General features: G+C 66.2%; 24 protein-coding genes and 1 tRNA gene. 8 read left to right on the plus strand and 17 right to left on the minus strand.

Annotated features, from left to right (window positions below):
• Positions 1–65: 65 nt before the first annotated feature.
• The 3 genes from lysA to IE106_RS00530 all read right to left on the minus strand — a co-directional run bounded on the left by lysA (position 66) and on the right by IE106_RS00530 (position 3,558).
• Positions 66–1,457 carry a diaminopimelate decarboxylase gene (lysA, locus tag IE106_RS00520; RefSeq protein WP_189529219.1) on the minus strand — a complete coding sequence of 464 codons (1,392 nt, stop codon included), beginning with the start codon at positions 1,455–1,457 and terminating at the stop codon, positions 66–68.
• A 16-nt stretch (positions 1,458–1,473) separates the two neighbouring features.
• Entirely contained in the window at positions 1,474–2,481 is a 1,008-nt protein-coding gene (gene nrtL, locus IE106_RS00525) for an ArgS-related anticodon-binding protein NrtL (RefSeq protein ID WP_189529220.1), read from the minus strand.
• 600 nt (positions 2,482–3,081) lie between these two features.
• Positions 3,082–3,558 carry a response regulator gene (locus IE106_RS00530; protein ID WP_189529221.1) on the minus strand — a complete coding sequence of 159 codons (477 nt, stop codon included), beginning with the start codon at positions 3,556–3,558 and terminating at the stop codon, positions 3,082–3,084.
• Positions 3,559–3,662: 104 nt separating this feature from the next.
• On the opposite strand from IE106_RS00530, the gene IE106_RS00535 reads away from it, so the two are divergent.
• Positions 3,663–3,734 (plus strand) — tRNA-Arg (locus tag IE106_RS00535).
• 214 nt (positions 3,735–3,948) lie between these two features.
• Here the strand turns inward: IE106_RS00535 and IE106_RS00540 are convergent.
• From IE106_RS00540 to IE106_RS00585, 10 genes are all read right to left on the minus strand, one after another.
• Positions 3,949–5,322 (minus strand): tyrosine-type recombinase/integrase, encoded by a 1,374-nt coding sequence (locus IE106_RS00540; RefSeq protein WP_189529222.1) that lies wholly within the window; start codon positions 5,320–5,322, stop codon positions 3,949–3,951.
• Positions 5,319–5,513: a helix-turn-helix transcriptional regulator gene (locus IE106_RS00545; RefSeq protein WP_189529223.1), complete on the minus strand. Its 195-nt coding sequence runs from the start codon at positions 5,511–5,513 to the stop codon at positions 5,319–5,321. Before IE106_RS00545 ends, IE106_RS00540 begins: the two co-directional genes overlap by 4 nt.
• Complete coding sequence (locus IE106_RS00550) at positions 5,489–6,808, minus strand: replication initiator (RefSeq protein WP_189529224.1); 1,320 nt, start codon at positions 6,806–6,808, stop codon at positions 5,489–5,491. Before IE106_RS00550 ends, IE106_RS00545 begins: the two co-directional genes overlap by 25 nt.
• Before the next feature lie 152 nt (positions 6,809–6,960).
• Positions 6,961–7,206, minus strand: a complete 246-nt coding sequence (locus IE106_RS00555) for a SpdD protein (protein ID WP_189529897.1) — start codon at positions 7,204–7,206, stop codon at positions 6,961–6,963.
• Between the two features lie 25 nt (positions 7,207–7,231).
• Positions 7,232–7,426: a hypothetical protein gene (locus IE106_RS00560; protein WP_189529225.1), complete on the minus strand. Its 195-nt coding sequence runs from the start codon at positions 7,424–7,426 to the stop codon at positions 7,232–7,234.
• Positions 7,427–7,441: 15 nt separating this feature from the next.
• Complete coding sequence (locus IE106_RS00565; protein WP_189529226.1) at positions 7,442–7,633, minus strand: mobile element transfer protein; 192 nt, start codon at positions 7,631–7,633, stop codon at positions 7,442–7,444.
• Positions 7,634–7,645: 12 nt separating this feature from the next.
• On the minus strand, positions 7,646–8,293 hold the full coding sequence (locus IE106_RS00570) for a DUF2637 domain-containing protein (protein ID WP_189529227.1): 648 nt from the start codon (positions 8,291–8,293) through the stop codon (positions 7,646–7,648).
• An 86-nt stretch (positions 8,294–8,379) separates the two neighbouring features.
• Complete coding sequence (locus IE106_RS00575; RefSeq protein WP_189529228.1) at positions 8,380–9,756, minus strand: FtsK/SpoIIIE domain-containing protein; 1,377 nt, start codon at positions 9,754–9,756, stop codon at positions 8,380–8,382.
• Positions 9,756–10,109, minus strand: a complete 354-nt coding sequence (locus IE106_RS00580) for an SCO3933 family regulatory protein (protein WP_189529229.1) — start codon at positions 10,107–10,109, stop codon at positions 9,756–9,758. Before IE106_RS00580 ends, IE106_RS00575 begins: the two co-directional genes overlap by 1 nt.
• 165 nt (positions 10,110–10,274) lie before the next feature.
• Positions 10,275–11,063: a GntR family transcriptional regulator gene (locus IE106_RS00585; RefSeq protein ID WP_189529230.1), complete on the minus strand. Its 789-nt coding sequence runs from the start codon at positions 11,061–11,063 to the stop codon at positions 10,275–10,277.
• A gap of 107 nt (positions 11,064–11,170) precedes the next feature.
• Here IE106_RS00585 and IE106_RS00590 point away from each other — a divergent pair, with 107 nt between their 5' ends.
• The 6 genes from IE106_RS00590 to IE106_RS00615 all read left to right on the plus strand — a co-directional run bounded on the left by IE106_RS00590 (position 11,171) and on the right by IE106_RS00615 (position 15,441).
• Positions 11,171–11,578, plus strand: coding sequence for an NUDIX hydrolase (locus IE106_RS00590; protein ID WP_189529231.1), 408 nt, complete (start codon positions 11,171–11,173; stop codon positions 11,576–11,578).
• A gap of 46 nt (positions 11,579–11,624) precedes the next feature.
• Positions 11,625–12,056: an ATP-binding protein gene (locus IE106_RS00595; protein WP_189529232.1), complete on the plus strand. Its 432-nt coding sequence runs from the start codon at positions 11,625–11,627 to the stop codon at positions 12,054–12,056.
• A gap of 212 nt (positions 12,057–12,268) precedes the next feature.
• On the plus strand, positions 12,269–12,397 hold the full coding sequence (locus tag IE106_RS30635; RefSeq protein WP_268255268.1) for a hypothetical protein: 129 nt from the start codon (positions 12,269–12,271) through the stop codon (positions 12,395–12,397).
• Positions 12,394–12,771, plus strand: coding sequence for a hypothetical protein (locus IE106_RS00605; RefSeq protein ID WP_189529234.1), 378 nt, complete (start codon positions 12,394–12,396; stop codon positions 12,769–12,771). Before IE106_RS30635 ends, IE106_RS00605 begins: the two co-directional genes overlap by 4 nt.
• Positions 12,772–13,072: 301 nt before the next feature.
• On the plus strand, positions 13,073–14,350 hold the full coding sequence (locus IE106_RS00610) for a DUF262 domain-containing protein (RefSeq protein WP_189529235.1): 1,278 nt from the start codon (positions 13,073–13,075) through the stop codon (positions 14,348–14,350).
• A 2-nt stretch (positions 14,351–14,352) separates the two neighbouring features.
• On the plus strand, positions 14,353–15,441 hold the full coding sequence (locus tag IE106_RS00615; protein ID WP_189529236.1) for an MAE_28990/MAE_18760 family HEPN-like nuclease: 1,089 nt from the start codon (positions 14,353–14,355) through the stop codon (positions 15,439–15,441).
• A 606-nt stretch (positions 15,442–16,047) separates the two neighbouring features.
• On the opposite strand, the gene IE106_RS00620 is transcribed toward IE106_RS00615, so the two are convergent.
• Both IE106_RS00620 and IE106_RS30040 read right to left on the minus strand, forming a co-directional pair.
• A complete protein-coding gene (locus IE106_RS00620; RefSeq protein ID WP_189529237.1) occupies positions 16,048–18,180 on the minus strand; it encodes a DNA methyltransferase in 2,133 nt (710 codons plus the stop codon).
• Positions 18,167–18,973, minus strand: coding sequence for a hypothetical protein (locus tag IE106_RS30040; RefSeq protein WP_229839900.1), 807 nt, complete (start codon positions 18,971–18,973; stop codon positions 18,167–18,169). Before IE106_RS30040 ends, IE106_RS00620 begins: the two co-directional genes overlap by 14 nt.
• Before the next feature lie 628 nt (positions 18,974–19,601).
• Here IE106_RS30040 and IE106_RS00630 point away from each other — a divergent pair.
• Positions 19,602–19,925 (plus strand): hypothetical protein, encoded by a 324-nt coding sequence (locus IE106_RS00630; RefSeq protein ID WP_229839901.1) that lies wholly within the window; start codon positions 19,602–19,604, stop codon positions 19,923–19,925.
• A gap of 25 nt (positions 19,926–19,950) precedes the next feature.
• Here the strand turns inward: IE106_RS00630 and IE106_RS00635 are convergent, their stop codons facing one another.
• Positions 19,951–21,672: a phosphorothioated DNA-binding restriction endonuclease family protein gene (locus IE106_RS00635; protein WP_189529238.1), complete on the minus strand. Its 1,722-nt coding sequence runs from the start codon at positions 21,670–21,672 to the stop codon at positions 19,951–19,953.
• A gap of 833 nt (positions 21,673–22,505) precedes the next feature.
• Positions 22,506–23,372, minus strand: a complete 867-nt coding sequence (locus IE106_RS00640) for a hypothetical protein (protein WP_189529239.1) — start codon at positions 23,370–23,372, stop codon at positions 22,506–22,508.
• Positions 23,373–23,615: the final 243 nt, after the last annotated feature.

Here is a 23,615-nt window from a genome sequence, read left to right on the forward strand (position 1 = left end):
GGTCCAGTCTCACTCACCGGACGGGAGTTTCTATCCCCCGTCCGGATCCTGAGACATCTATTTCATCAGCCGACATCGAGACGCAGGAGATCTTCCTCCGTCTCGCGCCGGACGATCACCCGCGCCGCGCCGTCGGCGACGGCGACGACGGGCGGGCGGAGCACATGGTTGTAGTTGCTGGCCATGGAGCGGCAGTACGCGCCGGTCGCGGGCACGGCGATCAGGTCGCCCGGCGCGAGGTCGGCGGGCAGGAACGCGTCCCGGACGACGATGTCGCCGCTCTCGCAGTGCTTGCCGACGACCCGGCTGAGCATCGGCTCGGCGTCGGACGTGCGGGAGACCAGCGCGACGCTGTACTCGGCGTCGTACAGCGCGGTGCGGATGTTGTCCGACATGCCGCCGTCGACGGAGACGTACGTGCGCAGCCCCTCCAGCGGCTTGACGGTACCGACCTCGTACACGGTGAACGCGGCCGGGCCGGCGATGGCGCGGCCGGGCTCGACGGAGATCCGCGGCGTGGCGAGCCCGGCGGCCTCGCACTCGCGGCGGACGATCTCGCCGAGCGCCTTGGCGATCTCGTGCGGCTCGCGGGGGTCGTCGTCCGACGTGTACGCGATGCCGAGTCCGCCGCCGAGGTCGATCTCGGGCAGCTCGACGCCGTGCTCGTCGCGCACCTCGGCGAGGAGGGAGACGACGCGGCGGGCGGCGACCTCGAAGCCCGCCATGTCGAAGATCTGCGACCCGATGTGGGAGTGGATGCCGACCAGTTCGAGCCCGTCGAGCCGCAGCGCGCGCCGCACGGCCTCGGCGGCCTGCCCGCCGGCGAGGGCGAGACCGAACTTCTGGTCCTCGTGCGCGGTGGCGATGAACTCGTGGGTGTGCGCCTCGACGCCGACCGTCACCCGGATCTGCACGCGCTGCCGCCGGCCGAGGGCCTGGGCGGCGTGGGCGACGCGCACGATCTCCTGGAAGGAGTCGAGGACGATCCGCCCGACGCCCGCCTCGACGGCCCGCCGGATCTCCTCCGCGCTCTTGTTGTTGCCGTGGAAGGCGATGCGCTCGGCGGGCATGCCGGCGGAGAGCGCGGTGGCGAGTTCGCCGCCGGAGCACACGTCGAGGTTCAGCCCCTCCTCGTGCAGCCACCGCACGACGGCGCGGGAGAGGAACGCCTTGCCGGCGTAGAACACGTCGGCGTCCTCGCCGAAGGCGTCGGCCCAGGCCCGGCAGCGGGCGCGGAAGTCGGACTCGTCGAGGACGTACGCGGGCGTCCCGAACTCCTCGGCGAGGGAGGTGACGGGGATGCCGCCCACGGTCAGGACCCCGTCGTCGCCGCGCCGCACGGTGCGGGCCCACACCTTGCCGTCGAGGTGGTTGAGGTCGGCGGGCGGCGCGCTGTAGTGGCCTTCGGGGAGGACGTCGGCGTGGCGGGGGCCGGCGGGGTGCGCGGAACGGCTCATGTCTCTCTCACAGCTGTCACAGGTGGTCGGGGGCGGTGACGCCGAGCAGGGACAGGCCGCCGGCCAGCACCGTCCCGGCGGCTTCGGCGAGGGCGAGCCGGGAGCGGTGGGCGGCCGAGGGTTTCTCGTCACCGCGGGGCAGCACCGTGTGCTGGAACCCGAGGAACGCGTCGGCGGTGGCCTCCAGGTGCCGGGCGAGCCGGTCCGGGGCGTGGTGCCGGGCGGCGGCGAGGAGCACGGAGGGGTGGTCGGCGAGCGCGGCGAGCAGCTCCGGGGCGTCGGCCTCCTCCTCGTACGCGCCGGTGAAGCCGAGGTCGGCGGCGTTGCGGAGGAGGGCGCGGGAGCGGGCGTGCGCGTACTGGACGGTGAAGAGGGGGTTGTCCGCCTCGGTCAGGCGGAGCAGCGGCGCGGCGTCGAGGACCCGGTCGTGCGCGGCGGGCCGCAGCAGCGCCCACCGGCGGGCGTCGGGCCCGAGGGCGGCGGCGACGTCGTAGTGCGGGGGGAGTGCGTGGAGGCGGCGGGAGGTGGGGGCGCCGTCCACGCGGGCGGGGGCGCCCTGGGAGCGCAGGAGGGCGACGACGCAGTGCGTGAGGGCCCGGAGGCGGAGGTCGGCGCCCTCCGGGAGGAGGAAGCGGACCTCGTACTCGGGGAGCCGGCCGAGCGCGTCCCCGTGCCCGTACCGCGGCCCGTGCTCGCGGACGTCCCGGACGAGGAGCCGGCCGGCCTCGGCGCGGGTGCCGGGGCGGAGGGTGAGGTTGAGGAACCCGGGGCCGGTGATGTCGACCCGCTCGATGCCGGGCACGTCCAGGAGCCGCTCGCGCAGCACCTCGGCGACCTGCCGGGGCGGGAGCGCGGCGGGCCCGGCGAGCTGGAGCGCGGCGTTCGTCGCCCAGTCCCCGCACCCCCCGGCGCGGGGCCGCTCGACGACGACCCGCGGGGGCACCTCGCGCACGGCCAGGGCCCCGTCGCCGACGGCACGCCGCACGGCGCGCAGCACGGTGAGCGAGAGATCGGCGGGGGTCACGGGACAAGCGTAGGCGAGGAGGGGGGAGGGAACGCGAACCTGTTTCGGAATACGGTCAACAGAACGCCGTACCCGACCGAAAACCACCCCGCCCCCCGCCCCTCCACACCCGAAGGCCGCCGGGAGGACACCCGGAGGACACCCGGCGGGCGGGGGCGGCCACTTCCCCGCTTCCTTCCCGACGTGCTTCCCCTGACCTGCTCGTCTCCCGGCGCGCTCCTCCCCTGACGCACCGGTCGGCTCGGGCGGCCACCGGACGGGGGCGGGCACCGGACCGGGGCGGGCATCAACCCGGGGTGGTCACCGGGCGGGGGCGGGCGTCAGCCCGGGCAGGCACCGAACCGGAGCGCGGCCGCCGGGCCGGGCAGCCGCCGGGCCGGGGCACCCACGGGCCCGGCACTCTCCCCACTCCGAAGCGCTCTGTGCCTCCCGAGGCCCTCTCCGCCCCGAGATGCTCTCCGCCCCGGGGCGTTCTCCATCCCGGAGCGTTCTCCATCCCGAAGGGTTCCACGTCCCAGAGCACCCACCGTCCCGAGACGCCACCCCATCCCCCGCACACCCCGCGAGCCCGATCCCCCGCCCCGGATCCAACCCCGGGGTTCAGCCCTGGGTCGTACCCGCCCGGCCGGTGTCGTGCCGGCCGTCCATCGGGGGCAGGAGGAGACCGCGTACCAGCTGGACGAGCTCGGCCGGCTCGAAGGGCTTGGCGAGGAAGGCGTCCACCCCGACTTCCAGGCCGCTCTCCACCTCGCCCTCGTCGCACGCGCTGATGATCGCGACCGGCAGGTGTCGGGTCCGCTCGTCGGCGCGGAGCAGGGCGGCGGTGCGCAGCCCGTCCAGGCGCGGCATGACCACGTCGAGAGTGACCAGATCGGGTTGGAACCGATGGATGACTTCCAGACATTCGGCACCGTCGGCCGCGGTCACGACCTCGAAGCCCTCCAGCTCGAGGTTGACCCTGATCAGCTGCCGGATGACCCGGTTGTCGTCCACAACCAGCACCCGCCCGGAGACGCCTGACACAACTCGAGAGTAGGTCCCGCCCCGCCCCCGCGTCCGGGTTTTCGCCACTTCCACCCCGCGCGGGGGACCCCCCACCGCCCGACCACCGGAAATACCTGTTCACGGGCACCCTCCAGGAGCTGGTAGGGTTCTACCCGTCGCCGCGAAACACGGCGGACGCCCCCGTAGCTCAGGGGATAGAGCAACGGCCTCCGGAGCCGTGTGCGCAGGTTCGAATCCTGCCGGGGGCACCCTGCATGAGGTGCCCAAAGACCCCGTCACCAGCGGAAACGCTGAGGCCGGGGTCTTCGCGTATGTGCAGTCAGATGCAGCGCCGAGCGGCCGCATGTCGGGGTCCGTGGACGAGGCGTGGACGGGATCTTGAAGCGTTGCCGCAGGTGAGCCCGCGGAAACAACGAGGCCCCTGGACGGGATGCCAGGGGCCTCGAACGTGGGCGGATAGTGTCAGTCGTACTCGCGGAGCAGATCCTCGATGCGCCGGTTGGCGACGTCCTGCCGCCCGTCGAGGCACTTCGCGTAGCGGGTCAGCAGGACCTCGACGCTGTTGCCGGCGCGTTCGGCCACCTCGGTCGGGTCGACACCGGCGTTGAGCCACGTCGACAGCGCCGAATGCCGGAGGTCGTACGGCCGGCTCGCGAGCGGCGAGGCCGCCACGGCGGGCGGAAGCGCGAGGAGTCGGGCTTCCTGCCACACGCGGTAGTAGGTCGAGGACGGGACGACCGAGCCCTTCTCGCTGAAGAACAGCCGTCCGTCGTCCGCCGTGCCGAAGGTGGCCAGGTGCTCGCGGAACACGGTGACGAGGTGGGGCGGGATGGGCACCCGCCTGACGTCCTCGGTCGGCCGGTTCTTCAATCCGCGGTCGTCGTGGGTCTCCCCCGAGTCGGTCCACTGCTTCCCGGCGGACGGGCGGGTGCGGTGGAGCAGCGCCGAACCCCAACCGTGGTCGGGAAGGTTCAAGTCCGTCTCGACCAGGCCGACCGCTTCCGCCGGCCGGAGCCCGCCGAAGTACATGGCGGCGAACAGACCCACGAGGCGACGACCGCGGGCACGCCGGTACCCGCCCACGTAGGAAACCGCCGTCAGGAGATTCCGTGCCTGCTCCGGGTTGGCGACGACCCGTGGGTCGACCTGGTTGGACACCTTCGGCTTCTGCCAGCGGACAGCCGTAATGGGGTTCTCCCGCAACTCCCCCAGATCGACGGCGTAATTCGCGGCATTAACGAGCGTCCGACGCTTGCGCCGCACGGTTTCCGCTGCTGCCGCCGTGCCGTCGAGTTTGAGCTTCAGCGAGTCGAGGACCGCGCGAGCCGTGGCCGGTTCAGCGAGATCGGTGAGCGGCCGGGACGCCTTGGACACCCAGTGAAGAACGTTCCGCACGTCCTCCGGGACTTCCCGGTCATCGGGCCCCGGCAATACGAAGGCCCAGTTGCGCAGCGCTTTGCGAATCGTCTCGTCGGACGGCCGGCCCGCGCGCTCGTCGAGGAGTTCCAGTGTCACGCTGGTGAGGGATTCGTTGATGCCGTCCCGTGTGTTGGGGGCGGCATGGGGCCACTTCATAGCGAGGTACCTGAGAGCGAAGGCATACCACGACACGGCCGACTTCTTCTCTTCCATCGAAGCCGGCAGACCCGTCCCCGTGTCGAATTCCTCGCCGTCGCGCATCGCGCGCATGATCTTGGTGCGGTAGTGGTCGGCAAGCGCCTTGGTCCGGAAGGACTCCGAGAAGACGTTGCCCGCAACAGACCAGCGGACCCCGTACGAGGGCGTCTTGGTGTCCCGCTTGCGGACGCCCCAGACCTTCACGTCGAGAGACTTCACGCCGCCGCCTCCAACTGCCGAAGCCACGTGGTGAAGTCACTCCGCCACACCCGCAACTCTCCGTTGGGCAGCTTGAAAGCAGCCGGCCCCAGACCCAGCTCACGCCACCTGTAGAACGTCCGGCGAGAAACACCGCCCAGTTCTTCCAGGACCTGGGGGACAGTCATCAGCTCGTCGCGGCGGTGGTCCATGTCGGTTCTCCTTCCGTTCCGGGGGCGGGTGTGAGGGATGCGGTGAGCCAGGCTTCGGCGTCGGACAGGCCGGTTCCGGCGAAGGCCCAGTGGGCGAGGACGTACGTCGTGTCGTTCTCGGTGTCGTGCTCGGGTGGTGTGGTGGCCGCCTGTGCGCGGCGCCATGCGGCGCGGGCGTCGCGGAGGGCGCCGAGGGTGGTGGAGTAGCGGCGGGACTTGGTGGAGAAGTGGCCGCGGAAGCCGAGCATGTGGGCCCAGGCGCGCAGGCGGAGGTGTTCGAGGTCCTTGCGGGCGCCGAGGGTCCAAGCGGTGCGGATGAGGCGGCGGGCGTGGTCGCTGATGTCGAGCTGGGCCAGCTCGGCGGCGAACTTCAGCGGCCGGTCGAGGGCGCCCGTCGCCGTCTCGGCGCCCTTGGTGGCGTACTTGGCGATGTAGGCGGCGACGGCCCGTTCGGTCAGCTCCCGGCCGCCGTCGAAGTCGGCCGAGCGGATCGTACGGATGTCGAGCTGTCGGCCGAAGGCGAAGGTGTGGGCGCGGCCGTCGATGACCGGCCCGTCCACGCAGGCGGCGGTGGCGGCGGCCCGGATGGCGTCGGTCAGCAGCTCGGCGGTGGCCCAGGCCGGGGGCGGAGTGTCGCCGCCGTCGGGGCCGTCGATGCGGATCACGGCGTGGAAGTGGACGGCGCCGCGCTTCTGGTACTCGGCGACCTTGGCGAAGGAGACCCGGGCGTGTTCGCGGAAGGCCCGTTGGGTGAGGCCGGCGCGCTTGGCGACCTCCCGGCGCAGGTAGATGGAGAAGCGTCGCCACAGCGGACCGGCGTGCGCGTTCCACAGAACGGCGGCTTCGTAGTCGTAGGTGTCCGGGTCGAGGGCGGTGCCGAGTACGGCGTCGTCCTGGTCGTGGCGGGCGCCGCAGCGGCAGGGGCGGACCGTGCCGGCCGGGCCGGTGGCGCGGTTGTGGACCGGGCCGAAGCCGGGAGCGGTGAAGGTGGCGAAGACCCGCGGGTGGGTGGCGACCTGTTCGGGGACGCCCTTGCCGCCGCGCAGTCCGGCGGTGATCAGGTGGAAGGTGTCGCGGCGGTAGACCTCGGCGCAGGCCGCGCACCGGGTCGTACGCCGGTTGTTGCAGCGCACGAGGAGCTGTCCGGCCGGGAGGTCGGCCGAGTCGAGGTGCTGGAGGACGCGGCCGATCTCGCCGGTGCGGGTGTCGATGTCGTGCTCGGTGCGGTGGCCGTCGAGGCGGATCGGGTGCGTGCAGCCGCCGAGGCCGGCGAGTTGGCGCAGGAGTGCGGGCATGGTGCCGAGGGCGGCCAGTTCGCCGAGTTCGCGGAGCGGGGGCGGAGTGGCGCGGGTGATGATGGCTTTCTCCTTCTGGTTCGGCTGGAGGGAGAGGGCCCCGGAGCGGCGGATGCTTGGCGGTATCGAGGCCGCCCCGGGGGTCCGGTGCGTCAGCGGCGGTGCTGGTCGCGGAGCAGCGAGCGCAGGACCACGGCGGCGACGGCCACGGAGACGGCCGTGACGGCGACGGCGGCCAGGAGCGCGGTCAGCACGACGCCGCCGACGAGGAGGGCCGCGACCGCTCCGGTGTTGACGGAGACCTGCGGGACCGGACGCCGGGCGAGCACCTGGTCGGCCGCAGTGTGGGTGTGCGCGGGCGGCGGAGTGGGGCTGTCGGGGTACTTGGGCAGGAACACGGCGAAGCTCTTCTTACCTACTCGTCTAGTCATGTGAGCCGTTGATGATGTCCACGCCGGAGCGCGTACCGGACTCGATGGCCGGGGCCATGAAGGTCTGCGAGAGCCAGAAGCCGAAGAGGGCGATCACGACGACGATCCAGGTGCGGACGCCGAGAAACTTGACCGCTCCCCAGGCGAAGAAGCCGAGGATGACGACGAGCGGCAGGCTGACGGTCACGGTGTGCGGGTCCTCTCAGCGGACGGGGCAGCGGTGGGTGCGGGCGGCCAGCTCGGCGGCGGCGCGGCTGTCGTAGTCGGCGGAGAAGCCGCAGCGCGGGGCCGTGCAGACGGCGGTGTGCTTCTCCCGGCCGCGGCCGTCGTAGTAGGTGCCGACCTGTACCGGGCCGATGCGGATGACGGAGCGGAAGCGGCGACGGGCAGTCATGCGGGTCTCCTCTCAGAGGTGGGCGGCGATGGCTTCGGCCAGGGGCGCGGGGACGCCGAGGCGGGCGCGCAGGGTCGAGGTGTCGATGGGTGCTCCGGTACGGGCGTGGTGCTCGGCGGCGACTTTGCGGGCGTGCTCGACCAGGGCAGCCGGAACGGCCACGGCGGGCCGCGCGGGTGGTGCTTCCAAGGCTGCGGGCCGGGTGGACGGTTCCTCGGGCGGGGGTTCGGAGTCGTCCTCCTGGTCCTCGGTGTCCTCATCGCGCTGGGCGGATTCGGTTTCCTTGTCCGCCGTCGGCGGCGGGGAGTGGGCGAGGAGGGTTCCGCCGAGGAAGGCGACCGCGGGCCAGCCCGCGACGAGGATGCGCAGCCAGGCCGGGACCTGGTCCATGTCCAGCAGGCCGGCGGTGGCGACGTTCGCGCCGAGGGAGGCGGCGAGCGCGATCACGAACCAGCACCACCCGGCCGCTTTCGCATCGCCGGTCCGCAGCTGGCGCCAGGCAGCGACGAGCAGCAGGTCGACCGATATGGGGTAGGCCCACGCCTTCCACCCGTCCTGCCCGGCCGCCGAGGCGAGGTCGTGCAGGTGGGCGAAGGACAGCGCGGCGGCGATGACCGCTTGGACGAGCACCGCGTCGACGCGGGCCAGGTGGACGCGCATGCGGCGGCTCCTTTTCGGATTCGGGCATGGGAGGGGTAGGGACGTGGCGTGAGACGGTCACGCCGACCGGGTCGGGAAGGGGGCGGTCAGCCGGTCGCCGGACGCGGCTGGACGACCGGAGCCGGGGGTTCGACCGGCCGTACGGGCACGTCGGGCCGGAAGGGCTTGAGCGCGGGCAGGTCGGGCACCAGGTGCGCCGCCTTGCGGCAGATGTCGGCGGCCTCCCCGAGGGAGAGGTACGGGGTTCTGATGCGGGACCAGCCGCCGGAGGTGTCACCGGCCACGGCCAGGCCCGGCCGTTCGGGGGCGATGGCACAGGCGGCCATGACCGCTTCGGGCGCGATGTCGCCGAGCGCCATCTTGGCGGAGGCTTCGTCGTTGACGCGGTGGCAGACGCGGCCGGTCAACTGGGCCCGCAGCATGGTCGCCCCCTTGCCCAGCTCGGCGCCGAAGCGCTGCCCGCACACCTCCAGGTAGATGCCGGCGGCCCGGCCGAGCTGGGCGAGACGGATGAGCTGAGTGACCATCTCGTCCCGGCGTTCCTCGTCCTTCTTCGTGGCGACGAGGAAAAGTTCCGCCACCTCGTCCACGAACAGCACGATCGGTGTGGGCCGTTCGTTCTCCGGCAGACCCCAGACGTCGGAGGTGATCTCCTCCGCCGGGGTGTCGGGTGCGATGCCCTGCCGGGCCTTGATCAGGTCGTACCGGTCCTCCATTTCCCTCACGAGCATGGGCAGCAGCTCGGCCGCCTGTTCCGGGTCGGTCGCGAGAGCCGACAGCCGGGCGGCGAACGGCGCCAGCTCCACGCCCCGCTTGCAGTCGATGCCGACCAGGGCGACCGGCTGACGGGCGAGGCCGGCGACGAGGTGACGCAGGTACATGGACTTGCCGGACAGCGTCGCGCCGAGGGTGAGCTGGTGCGGGATGGTCCGGTAGTCGCGTACGAAGGGGGTCGCGTCCTCGCGCAGCGCGACGGGCACCTTCAACAGCCCGGCGTCGACCTTGCGGGGCATCCGCACCTGCCGCAGCACGTCGAAGCCGACGAGCCGGAGTTCGACGACACCCGGCTTGACCGTCCTCACGTACACGGCGTGGACGCCCCAGGCGTGCCGCAGCCGTTCGGCCGAGGCCGCCACGTCCGCCGGTTCCTGCCCCGGAGCGAGCCGCAGCCGGAGCCGTAATCCGGTCGAGGTGGGCCGGATCATGCCCCGGCGGGGCGACACGGGCCGGACCTCGCGGCGAGTGGCGGCCTTGACCGCCAGGACCCGCAGCCGGGAGGGCGCCACGGTCAGGCCGCACGCCTCCATGACCGAGCCGTACGAGCCGAGCAGCCGGACCGTGGAGACCGGCAGGCCGACCGCGGACCAGTAGACCGCCGGGTGCTTGGCCCGGGCGTAGGCGGCCCCGCCGCCGAGTGCGGCGAGGGGGCCACCCACCTCCAGGAGCGTCGTCAGGTCGGTCATCAGGCGGCCCCCACGGCGGCCGGGAAGGCGGCCGGGGTGACGGCGGCGGCGCGGAAGGCGATGCCGTGCCGCTGCTGCCCGTTGAAGACGCTCTCCCACGGGCGGGCCACCAGCCCCGGCAGCGAGACCGGCGAGCCGAGGACCAGCCCCTCGGAAACGCCGCTCTCCGGAACCGTGACCTTGATCAGCGACGATTCCCCGTCCTCGATGTAGACGACGCCGATCGTCATCAGCGCCTCACCGCTCACGGCGTCCTTGGCGACCTCGCCCGTCTGCCGGTCGCGGACCTTAGGCTCGGCGGCCTCGGTCAGCAGGATCGTCGCGGCCGAGGTCTCCACGCGGATGGTACGCAAAACTTCTCCCCATCTACTCGTCTATACAAGATGCGGCCTTCGAACCCGATCTCCGGGAACGACAACCACCTTGCCACACAACTTGCCCACTCGTCTATACGAGTATGCCTGTTGGGGTGTACGAGTTCGGAGAGACGCCCCCGCGCACCGCCACCGCCCACGCGATCAGGTCGCCGGGAGCTGGTACGACAGGACGTACGCGTCCGCCGCCATCACCGTGTCGCAGACCTCCACGGCCCGCCCCTCCGTGTCGTACGCGGTCCGGATCAGGTGGATCACGGGCACACCGGAGGCCAGGTGGAGCGTCTTGACCTCGGCCGGCGAGGGCATCCGGGCGCGGATCTCCTCCTCGAAGTGGTCCAGGCGGTGGCCCAGCTCCTCAAGACGGGCGTAGATGCCGCCGGGCCCCGGATTGGGTTCGGCGATCGGCGTACCGCGCGCGATGTCGAGCGGCAGGTACGACGTGGCGAACTCCACCGGACGGCCGTCCAGCAGGTAGCGCCGGCGACGGGCGAGCACGCGGCGCACGGACCCGAGCCGGGTGGAGACGTCCTGGCTGGCCTTCTCCTCCTTGACCTCCAGACTGTCGACCTGAGGGTGACTGCCGGCCGCGTCCGCTTCCACGATGAACGCGGACTTGCCCTGCTCCCGATGGCGCCGGGCGAACCGGTCGGAGGCGAGTCGTCGCACGGGCGGCCGTGGTCGCACGAAGACGCCCTTGCCGTGTTCGGCGTGCACGAGCCCTTCCCCTTGGAGGACGGAGAAGGAGTTGCGGACGGTCATCCGGGACACCCCGTAGTGCTCCACGAGCTCGGCTTCGGAGGGCAGCTTCTCGCCCTCCTTGAAGCGGCCGCGGTCGATGGCTTCGCGCAGCTGGTCGGCGATCTGCCGGAAGACCGCACGATCGCTCGTGGGGTCGAGGGCGCCGAGCAGGCCGGAGGAGAGAGGGGGCACGTGTACTCCTTTAGGTATCTAGACGAGTGGGTGAGTGTTGTTGCTACGGTGGAGAGCCTAGCCAGCCGAGAGGGCCGAGGACCGTGAGCACCGACCGTCCGCATTCCGTGAGCGTCGCCGGAGTCATCGTCGACGACCAGGGGCGGGCCCTCCTGATCAAGCGCCGCGACAACGGCCACTGGGAACCTCCGGGCGGAGTCCTCGAACGCGAGGAGACCATTCCCGAAGCCCTCCAGCGCGAAGTTCTCGAAGAGACCGGTATCAAGATCGCGCTTCCCGCGACCCTGACCGGCGTCTACAAGAACATGAAGGGCCTGATCGTCTCCCTGGTCTTCCGCTGCGAGGCCGCCGACGGCACGCCCACCACGGGCGAGGAGACCCGCGCGCTGCGCTGGGCCACCCGTGAGGAGGTCACCGAACTCGCCGACGAGGCGTACGCGATCCGCGTCCTGGACGCACTCGACGCGATATCCCCGCCGGCCGTCCGCGCCCACGACGGAGTGAAACTCGTCTAGCCCGAACCCGCTGCACATGGCGGCCTACCAGCATGAAGGAACTTGTATGCACGAGTATACGAGTACGGCCCGGGTCTGGGGACTGTCTTGCCCAGGTTTCCCCGAAGAGGTCAGCCGAGCCCGCCGCTGGACCCGGGACATCCTGCGCGGATCTCCCCTGGTCGACGACGCCGAGCTGATCGTGAGCGAACTGAGCGCGAACGCCGTCCTCTACACGGCCAGCGGCACGCAGTCCGGCAGCTTCCACCTGGCGGTCGCCGTCTCCCCGCGGGTGGTAGCCCTGTCAGTGACGGACGAGGGCGGCGCCAGTACGGTCCCGAAGGCCCGGCAACAAGGCGAGCGGACCGAACACGGCCGGGGCCTGAGCATGGTCAACGCGCTCGCCCACCGGGTCGTCGTCCGCGACCACCACGGCGGCTACACGGTCACCGCGGAACTCCTCACCGGGGCCGGCTCCCCAGAGGAGCACCCATGCTGAGGCCCCCACGCCATCGGGCAGCGGACGCGCGCCGCCCGTTCCTCCCCTACCGGTGCAGGGCCGCCGCCTACCCCCTGCACGAGGTCGGCGCCATCCCTCTAGGAGCACACGACGCAGCGAGCCCACGCCTGGCACTGCGCTGGTTACAGGAGCGCACGCGGCACGTCGCGGACCAGCTCGATGCCCCCCATGCGCAACCGGCCTTGTGCTGGTTGACCGACGAGGCCGAGCACGAACGCGCCCTCGCCTACCTGACCGCAGGCACCGGCTACCAGCTCACCTTCCACGACGAGAACACCCGCTACGTGCTCGTGGCTCACCCGACAGGAGCGATGCCGTGAACAGCCTCACCCGCGGCTACTGGTGCGAATGCTGGACCCAGGACCCCACCACCACCGAGGCCCCGGTACTCCGGGCGTCCTTCGACGCCTACTCGGCACCCCAGGCAAGCCGATGGGTCGCCATCGCCCTCCACACCATCTCACCAGCACTCGACGCCGATGCTTCGAAGCAGGTGTGGACCTGGCTGTACGAAGAACGGACTGAGACCGTCCAGGCCCTCATACGCTCCGAACCCTGCACCCTGACCATCACGCAGGCCGGCACCCACATCACATGGACCATCCGGCCGGTGCTCTTCCTGCCCCTCGCACACCGGCGGGACACCGAACTTCCGTTCTGCGCTGGCAGCTTCGATCCCCACCACGCGGACTGAGTTACAACCTTCTCTACGGGTTCAAGGCAGCTCGCTCCGCTCACCGCGCGCGGCACGGCCCCCGGCCGGGCCTGCGCTCCTGTCTCCGCCCCGCTCCAGCCCGGCCGGCGCCCGTGCCGCGCGCTGAGAAGCCAGGACAGGACCATCGGAGCCCCCTTTGCGGACACCTAACCCATATTGTCCCAAATAAATCTGCCGAGATCGCTCATTTGTGCGATACAGACTGCCCCCGACTGCCTTTACGATCTGCTTGGATACAACTCATCTCGAGCGATCGACAGAGAGCGAACGGTGGCATCACATGGCGGAGCAAAATTCACGACCTCAAGCTCACGATCAGAGCCTTTTCACCGTAGAGGAAGATGCCACCGCAAGGCAGTCTCCAATCCTTCTACCTGGTGAGCGAGTTAACTTTCAAGAGAACATCGACCAGAGAATAGACGAAGCCGCGAAGCACAGGCAAGGCGACTTCCGCATCGTGACGGAACAAGCCCGTTACCAGGTCGCTCAGATTCCCGACCTAGTGGCAGGGAAAGAATGGAATCTAAACCCAGATTTCCAGCGCCGCCATCGATGGAACCCCGATAAGCAGTCTAGACTCATCGAATCCATCATGCTTAACGTGCCCATTCCTCCGATCTTCCTTTACGAGGCAGAACTCAGCAAGTTCGAAGTTATGGACGGCCTTCAGCGCCTAACTGCCATTTCTGAGTTCTATAAAGATAGCTACACCCTCCGAGATCTCCAGTACTTCCCGCAGCATAACGGTAAGCGCTACTCCGACTTGGATGAAATGTCGCAACGCGGCATCGACCGCCGCTACCTTAGCGCTGTCATTCTCTTGCATGAAACTGGCGGACCTTCAGGCCGCGAAGCAGATCTACTGAAACAGCTCGTCTTCGAGCGCATTAATAGCGGTGGCGTAGATCTGACTGCACAGGAATCTCGGAATGCCCTGCTGCCGGGCCCTATGAACCGCCTGTGCCTTGAGCTGGCCGAGACGCCTAGCTTTCGCCGCCTCTGGGGTATTACGACTACGAGCAATGAACAAGACGGCGAAGAGGGCGAATCGTCACCAGAAAACCACCCCTATTACCGATCGATGTACGACGTCGAATTGGTGCTACGGTTCTTCGCATACCGGCAAAGATTGATTGCCGGGTCGCGCAACCCAAGAAATCTGAAACTCTTCCTTGACTCCTACCTCAAGGCTGCGAACGGGTACAAGCCCGAGCTTCTGACCAAGCTGGGAGCATTGTTCGTTCAGACCTCTGATCTGGTAGAGCAAGTCATGACCCACCGCGCGTTCTGGCTAAAGCGTTTCCGGAACGGGCAGTGGCAATGGATTGAAGAGCCGGCCATTGTTGCGTACGAACCTCTGATGCTTGCTTTTAGCCAAAGACTCTCACGAAGCACCGAGCTAGTGGATAAGCGATTCGCGATCCGTGAAGGGATCGACCGGTTCTACGAAGAAAACGGAGATCGAATCGACGGTCGCAGGGTCAATACTCGCGACCTAGCCGAGCGCAACAAGCTTTACCTAGGGTTTCTTGACGGCCACTTGAACGGCCGGAGCTGAGCATGCATGGAATCTTGAAGGCCGCTCTCGCGCGCTTTGACGAAATCCTCTCAGCTCTGGAGTTTGATGAGAAGCTGCAGTCACTTACAGAGACAAGGGAATCGGCACGAAACTCGGAATGGCGCCGCCTCGTTTACTCGGGGTCTATCATCAATCTATATGGGTGCCTCGAGCAGTTCGTGGATGACATCATTGCGCGTTACGCATCCCTGTGCGCCACTTTTTTTCCCGAGTACACAGACTTGCCTGAGAACATTCAAAAGGCCCATGACAGCCAAGCCCGGCAACTGCTTACCAGGGATAGCGGCGGCCGTCTAGATCGAAACGATATCGATGAGATGCTACGCAGTTTGGCGTCATGTCTCGACGGAGCGGAGGACTACACCCTTAGCGGAATTGCGCTCAGCTTCCATGACAGGAACCTTAAAGGCGACATGCTGTCAGATTTGCTGAGGAGGGTAAACGTAAACTTTAGCGACTCAATCGGTAAGATCGATATCAAGACGCTACAGGATGGACTCCTGTCGGGACTGTACAAGGATGTCGAAAGCATTCTAGCGGACTTGGTAAGTCGCCGAAATGAAATCGCTCACGGAGACTACGTCGATTTGGCTAGTTCCGACATCCTGACAGCAATCTGCGAGGTCCTCAAGAAGCTGGTCACCGCGATATTCGACGAGATCAGAAAAGCAACCTTCCTGCATCTATCCCCGGCGCTTGTCGGTTACGTCAAGCAGTACTACGCGAAGCCAAAGGCTCATATCATCGCTCTAGAGGCCACGGAAATCTCGGTGGGTGACACGGTCTTCGGCATTGAAAAGGGATCGTCACGGTTGCGTGCAGCAAGAATCCACACTCTCAAAGACGAGGACATTCAAGCGCATTGTCTGGCAAAGGATGCATTGCAAGCAGAGGACGGTTGCATCGGAATGACGCTGACGCCGGACGTAATCTTCGTTGGGAAAGTTAGTTCTCTAAGCACAGAGATCTCCGCGCTCCTTGCAGATGCGGAGTTCCTTGATTCCCTTGCCGGTGAAACGTCAGACGAGCACGACAGCGGTCGACCGCAGGAGACAGCAAACACCACCTGATCAGCGCGGCAACGGCATCCTCCTTTGAGGTCATCACCCATCACCGCTGCCGATGTCAACAGGCCCTGGTCGACCTCTCGCCCATAACTGGCAAGCCTCGCCATCCGCGCAGAGCCCCGACAGCACGAATTGCGCGGGGGCGTATCCGGTCAATTCCAGCAACGATGCAGTGGGACCAGCAGAGCTCGATCCCTCATGGCAGGGTCCTATCCAGCCCGTGCGGCCGGGATTCAGGGGCCCCGGATCTGCGTGCAGTGACCGACGCGAGCGATGAACAGAGCAATCTCTGCAGTTCACTCCGTTCATCGCGTAGAGCCTGACCGTCCTGTGTCGCGCATAGGTATCAGTCGCCTGACGTTACAAAACCGTGCCTGGGACGGTCGGCTCCGCGACTTTAGCCAGCCACTTTGGCGCGAGCCTCGAAGATCATGGCCCCAACGTCGTGCTTTAGCGGGCAGGTCCACAGACTGCCCGACGCGCCGGAAGCTTACGGGGCCATGATCACTCGCGCCAAAGCAGCTCCCGGCCAAAGTCGCTACGCCAACCTCGCGTATCAGTGCCGGCCGAAGCTCCATTGGCTACCGCTGAACCACAAAGCTCATCGCGTCAGCTGCTGACACTCGCACTGCAGAGACGAACCACGCTCCTGCTCGTCAGGGACTCAGCCAGCTCTGACAGGTCTGAAAGAGTCAGTCCTTGACCGAGCGTGTAAGTCGCGAGCACATGCCCACGGATTACCGATTTTACGTCTCCGACGCCAACGTCAATACCTGCCTCCTGCAATTCACGCAGTAGCCTCTCTCCTCGTGCCGCTGCAGCCTCGGGCAAGTTGGAACCGGGAGGAATTTCTTTCCTTTTCCTGCATACGATGATCGAATCAAGGTTCGAGGGTTCACTTCCACCCTTCGTGACACTCGTGCTCATCTCACCCTTGATAGGTTGAATAGCCGTAACCCCAAGTCCGGCGTTAGTCAGTGCCTCCACAAGGCTTACCCACCCTGTCAAGCGAGCCTGGTGAAAGGTGAAAGCCAACAAGCCTCCCGGCTTCAAAATGCGCTCGCATTCCTCCCAGACACGCGAGATCGCATCACCGAACTGCCTCGGATCAGCGCTCTGCACCTCTTCCATTCTTCTTGTTGTCTGGGAAAATGATGGGTATCCCGAAAAAGGCTCCATCCCCATGAGCCAAGCGTGGAAGAAATCGGCAAGTTCCGAGTAGTGGACGTTATCCATATAGGGTGGATCAGTCACGATGAGGTCCACGGACCCTGAAGGCAGATCGGTGCGGGACGAATCACCGTTCCGGATGTAAATCTGCCTGGTTCTAAGCCCCTGCTCGGGCCATGCGTCGAGGGGCTTCCCCTCGAACGGGACAGACAAGCCTGTGGTCCTCTGTACAGTGCCATTAATCAGCACCTGGTCAAAGGGATCCGTCTTGTAGTCGTGTGCGCGAATAATTCGGCTACGAAAAAGCGTAGAAAATGATCCAGACGACGCAGGTGTGCCCCAAGGGTGTGCCTCGAGGGGCGTACGCTCAGGTTTGAGGATGTGATGACTGAACATGTGCCTGACGGCACCTGTCCCTTCCCCCTTGAAGGAACAGAACATGTTGTTAAATTCGAGCGTTCCTGAGAATAGTGCAACTAGGGCCTCTCGCTCGGCATCGCCCGCGCTTACATCACGAATCGCAGAACCGAGCAACCCCAGCGAATAAAGTTGCCGCTCATTAAAGAATTGACGCCATTCAGTGAATCCCCACCGCATCGCCTGGCGGGTGTTCTCCCCCAGCTCAAGTTGACCAACCGGCAGCACGAGGTCACGTTCATTGGTTTGCAGCAGGTCAACGCACTCTGCATACAGAGACCTATCAAAGGCGTTGATGGGTTCATACCGCTTCTTCCCGTCAAACCCCAGAACAAGCTTTGCATACATTTCACGCTTCGGGGCTTTCCCCTTCAAAGCATCAAGCACTTTGGAGGTATGCCCGTTGGCGCACGTAACTTGGGTGCGATTCACTGCGCCGACGCGCTCAAACTTATGGCCGTTGCGGCATTCCGCTGATGCAAAGTCGTATCGTCCAGCCTGTACGTCCAAGCATACCGGGCAAACGATTTGCGCCTCAGGAACCCTTTTAGGATAAGCGTGCTGCGAGAAAACATGGGTCGAGAAAAGCCGGGTGCTTACCTCGCAATTGGGGCAGTGGGCTACTGTGACCCAGAAATAGTAGAGAACCGGCTCGCCGTTTTCAGTACGATGAACTCGATCAATCTCTTCACGGCATTGTGACTCGACAAGCTTGAAGGCTCGGCGCAATTCAGAAACATCCCATTGCTGTACAGCCTGACGTTGAACCAGAGTAGCAACCGGATTAATATCCGAACCGATGACGCTTGCGCCCATTTTTGCTGCTTCGACAACAGTCGTACCGGAACCCGCGAACGGATCAAGCACAACCAAGCCATCAAGATTCGTAGCGCTGCTGTAAGTCTTAAGGGCGTCGCCGTCTGCTTCAGTTACTGCAGCCGCAATGATGCCGCGGAAAACACTCCCCAAGCGCTTGGCCCACCATTTATGAGTACTCGTAGCCGGGCGATGAACTTCCTTACGCCATGACTCATTCTCTGCGATCTTGCTGAGTTCGACCGCAGGAAACGCCGCTTCTAGCGCGGACGAGCTTGGGATGCCCCGATGACATTGCACGTCAGCGTCGAAAAGAGCCAAGTGATCAGAATGGTTCATCGTTTTCATCCAGTAGGGGCTGTCGTGGGATACGCCTCACGGGCTTCATGCCAACTTCACCAGCCGGATCACTCTTTGCCCTAAACGCAGTGAAGGCGCGAGTAAATCCGGCTGTCGGATTATCTGTCAACTCCGTGCGCAATGAGTTATCGCGAAAGTCGAAGGTGTACTTAGCTGCAATCTTATCAGCATCGGCCCGAATCAAGGAGCCGACCTCCCTCAGACTATCAGCCCCGTCAAGCACCTCGCCCTTAGGTGCGATCAATGTGCAATTCGAATTCAGGCCATCCGCCAATGCATAAGGCGTAGGAGCGACATACATCTTCCGATCACGCACCAAGATATCGCCATAGGATCCAAAATCGCGGAAGCTGTCATTCTTATGCACATAGTCATGGTGAGCGTTCAAGAAATCACCATGACAGATTACTAGGTCAAGGACTGGGAACTGATCTCCCTCGAATCTTTTCGGGTAGCGTCCGAAGATGTAGTAAACTGATCTCCCTTCGTGCATGCCCGTCGCGAGCTGGCTATTGCAGTCGAAATCTGCCTGCCTTCCGGGAGTCTCCAAGCCCTTCACCTCGAATCCTTCGAGGTAGTCAGTCATGACGTAGTCAGGATATTTGTTCCGCTTGGTTACTTCCCATGAAAATCCTGTTTCGGTGATTCGGTCACCGACCCAATCCTGAAAGTGGAACTCTTTATCCCGCCTGGTCCTGCGGCGAATCAATTCGCCACGCTGCATGGCGTCGTAGCAGGAGATGAAAACTGAGGCAACTGTCACATTTGTCACGATTTAGCCCTTTTGTGCTGTCCCGTAGCCACCCTCGACTTGCCGGGCAACACTAATGGCACCGTGGACCATGCGTGGACGGATCGCGTCCTTCAGGGAACGCACAGGGCTGCGACCAGCTACTTCTCCTAGGAACGCAACGGCCTCCGGAGCCGTGTGCGCAGGTTCGAATCCTGCCGGGGGCACCCTGCATGAGGTGCCCAAAGACCCCGTCACCAGCGGAAACGCTGAGGCCGGGGTCTTCGCGTAGGTGCGGGCGTGTGCCTCCAGGGGCGGCCGCGCGTCGGCCGCCGTGAGCTGTTCAGAGAGAAGCCCTCAGGGGCGCCGCTGCAAGTCAGGGCCAAAAGCTTTGGGCCCGGCACCTGGACGGCGCGAGGACATGCCCAGCACTGAAGCAGGTGAGCTCAATGTTCTCACCAGGTCGCTCTCAGCCCGTTTCGTCCTGCTGCTGCCAGAACTGGGCGATCGAGCGCACGACGGCCTGTCGGGGCGGCTGCCACCGCCTGCACCGTCGCCACGAACACAAGGCCGAGCACTTCCCGGTCTTCGCTGGGATCGCAGCCACCCTCATCTGCTCCCGCAGATGGACAGCCGACGTGTGACACCTGCAGGTGGAACGAGCGACAGCGTGATCGGATGGACGCACCACACCCCATGCCGGGCTGTCATATCAGCCTGCAGCATCGCAGCCGTCCTGCTCTTCGTCGGCGCTTCCGCACACGCCACCGAACTCCTCGGCCACGGCCTGCACCCGTATGACTGGACATCAGGGTGGCTCAACCGCTCCTGGTCGTCGCCGGCGCTGTTCGATGTGCTCGTCGCCGTGCTCCTGATCCGGGGCAGCCACCGAGGAAGCGAACTCGCCGCTCAGTCCGGCCTTCGACGGCTGACCATCTTCGCCGTACTCGTCCCGGGGGCTGCACCGTTCATCCGACGGCACCTCACCAATTGAGGTGACGTCTCAAGCGGGGCCACGCCTATGGTGAAGGTTCCTGATCGCGCAGAGTGACACGTTGGTCAGTCGTGTCCCTGCCGCACAGGGCCCGGTGGTAGCGAAGGTGAGCCGCGCTGAGCCGGTGAGCGGGGTGCCGGCGAAGTCTGTCCACGAATCTGCCGTCGGCGGTCGTGCGGACGATGCCGGTCGAGTCGACGTAGATCGCCAATGTATCGAACTGGACGTGATGGTTCGGGCACAGCACCAGTAGGTTGGACAGTTCGTCGGGGCCGTTATGGGGACGGCCCAGGCCGCGGATGTGGGCGGCTTCGCTATAAGTGCCGAACCGCGTAGGCAGCTGTAGGCCGCAGACCTGGCAGCGGTCGCCGTGCAGCTTCTTCACCTGGGCCGCCAAAGCGGTATCGCGGACGATACGAGATGAGGCGACCGTACGCCGTGTGGCGGGGTCGGCTTCCCTCTCGTGGTCCTCTGCGAAGTCCACGACGCCGCTCGCTCTCTCGTAACCGGCCAGCCCCAACCGTTCCATCAGGGTGTGCTGGTCGATGTCGGCAAGATAGGTCTCCCGTAGGACGGCGATCGCTTCGGACCGCACGCAGGCGTCCCTCAGCAGCCTCTCGGCCTGCCGGACCATTCCCCCCTCAGGATTCAGTCTGTCGAACGTTGCCGCATGCACTTTGTGAGTCTGCTCGGGTGGCACGCCATGGACATCCCACAGTTGACTCGTCCGCAGGTGCCAGAACGGGTACTCCGGGGTCACAGAAGAGTCGGGAAGGCCGAACTCGGCCAGCAGCCCTCCTACCTCGTCGCGGAACTGCCGCCACGGCGCAAGAGGAGGCTTTCCTGCAGCGACACGGGAGATACCCCACAGCAAGGCGAGCGGCTTGTGCCTGCTCTGCCGGCCGTTCCTCTGGTGGACTTTGAGGTTTCTCAGTTTCTGCATGAGCATGTCGACCGTCAGATTCTCCGGCGCCCCGGTCGGTGCACGAAGAGTCGGAGCCGAGTCGTTCGGTCGGCGAGGGACGGGAAACAGCGCCATGGGGCCCTGGTCATCGCCCTGGGAACCCCGACCGGAGCCATTGCCTGCGCGTGCGGGCCGTCGTCGCAACTCGGGCAACACGGCATGCCCTTGCTCCACCCATTGACGCCAGGAGCGAGGAGCGCGCTGGAGCGTTTCTGCAGCCGAGAGCCGGGGCCTTCCGCGATCCTCGATCCACGTCCAGTCGACTCGATCTCCTTCCGCAGTCAGGTCCATGACACTCAGATCGTAGCGATAATTGGGAAAGAACCTTCCTTTCGCCTCCTGCTCGACCTGCTCGGCACCTTCGACAACCGCCACGCCGCAGAACTCGACGTATCCCTTCGGAGTCCCGTTACGCGATACCGCTGCGAAGAGCAGCAGCGGTGCGGCCAGCGCACGCTCTTCGGGGGTGGTCGCCTGATGTTCCCTCAGCACCTCCAGTAGCACTGCGTTGCCTTGAGTCGTGCCCACCGGGACTGCGTGTTCGACCCTGTGGTCTCCGAAATAGCTCACGCGGCCGTTGTCCAGGTCGAACACGTCATGCCAGGGCGTCTCATCCGTTCCGGCCTTCCACGGGCTGGAACGGATCAGGACGGCCGGACGGCGCTGCCCGTCGACAGCCTTGGCCTTGGCGATCGGGTTGATTCCCTTGCTGAGCTGAATCTGAGCGAGGACCGTGAAAGCCGTGACGTAGTGGATATTCGGGTGATCATCGATACGGGCCATCGACGGGTCTCTGTTCCGGGCGGACCGAAACACGTCACCGACACGCAGGCTTCCCACCGAACCTCCCCCTGATCCACCAACCCTCTTTCCCCGATCTTGCCAGGTCGGGAAAGTCGCCGCCCCTGTCGGATGCGGACTGCTGTCGACGGCGCCGGTCAAGCGAGGGCCGGGAAACCTTGTGACCAGCGACAACAGGGGCCGCACAGGCCCTCCGCAGCCATGCGCACAGGTTCGTGCATCCTGCCGGGGGCGTGCACCGGCCAGGGAGCCGAGGCTGTGGTTCGGTCGGGGCGGATGCCGACAGGGGGTCGGAAGCCGGTTCTCTCGCTGCCTCCTAGCGTCCGCGACACGTTTCCGACGCATCCGTGAGTGCGGCCCGGGCGACTCCTGGGTCACGGCCTGTTCGGCACGCGCCGCCCGGCTGCTTCCTCGACTGCCGGCCACCACCAAGCCGAGGCGGTGAAGCCTCGTTCTGCCACCTGAACTGTACGGCGCGCGCCTCTCTTTTGGGTTTGGGGGTGTCTGTTGCGGATGAATTCCACAGTGGGCCGACATGGGGCGAATTGACATATGGGCGTCAAATCTTCCTTCGGGGGTGAGCGGAATCCCCCTCGGAAAGGCTCCCCTCTCGGGATCGGAATCTCTCTGCCACTCGGGCCATACCCCCTCCCCCTCCAAGGAGTCAGGAATCTTCAAGTAGGCAGCCGCCTCATTGACGTTGACGCGTCCGCGAGGAGCGTCATACCTCCCTTACGGGAGGTCCCCGACGTTCAGGGCCGGGGTGCGCCGGGTCGGCCCGCCGCCACGCCGCGTCGTTTGGTTTGCGGGTGGTTTCAGGGAACCGCTCGGATGAAGATTCGGCCCGCCTTCTTGGCGTCGTCCAGGATGCTCTTCGACCACACGTCGTCGAATTGGTCTGCGAAGTTCTTCATCTTCTGGCGCCAGCTTTGTTCGCCTTTCGGGATGGTCATACTGACCCTCTTGACGGCGTCGATGGCGGCATAAGCGTTCTTGCATTCAGGATGCTGCGTCATCCGGGTGAGGACGTCGGAGAGCCCGGCATTACTCGGGTTCTGCTCCACCTCCCGCCATGTCTGCTTCGCGGCGATCGCGCATGTGGCGATGGTGTTCGTGAGACCACTGCGCCCCTCGGCCGAGCTGTTCTTGAAGGCGTCGACCGCGGCCTGTGCGGCAAGGCTCTCGGAGACCTTGGCCGCCTGGGTGACGTGAGCGTCGGCGACGCGGATGTTGTAGTACCGGGCGTCGGCCGGGGAATAGCTGACGCTTTCATCCGGCAGGATCACCACCGAGCCGGTGTCCCCCTGCTCCGCCAATGCCTGTTCCGCCGCCCTGGCGGTGGTCTGGCGGATCCAGTGGAGCTCGCTCATGTCGGCCCAGCGGATGGGCTTCATGATCTCGCCCTGGCCGGTCAGCAGGAGCACCCTGCCGTTCCTGGCGTCCGTGCGGGCGGAGATGTTGGTGAGCGTGGCACAGTCCTGATCCACGTTGTAGAACAACTCGTACAGGCCCTCGAAACCTTGTGCCGGCCGCACCGGCTGCGTGGCGTCGGTGCACGGGGTCGGCACCGCCCTGTGGCCTTCACTCGGGAGGGCGCCGGCCGCAGCCGGGACCGAGACCAGGCTGAGCGCCAGCGCCGTCGTCACAGCCGCCCCACGTCGCACACCGTGTCCGCTGGACACGATGCCTCCTTTGCCCCCTGGCTGAACCACTTCCATCGTCTCTCCGGCCGGCCTCGGGCGAAAGGCGGCACGGCACCGGGCAGCGAGCCTGCGACCCGGCGGCCTGAACCGTGGATGCGGCGCGGAGGAGGCTGCGCCCGGCTCCCCTCGTGGTCCTCCGTTCCGCTTCGCACGCCGGAGGCGCGCTCCCTCGGAAGGCCGGCGCACGGCGAGGACGTGGTGCTCCATGCCGGCCCGGGCTGT

It is taken from the genome of Streptomyces roseolilacinus (genome assembly GCF_014649335.1).
Lineage (GTDB): Bacteria > Actinomycetota > Actinomycetes > Streptomycetales > Streptomycetaceae > Streptomyces > Streptomyces roseolilacinus.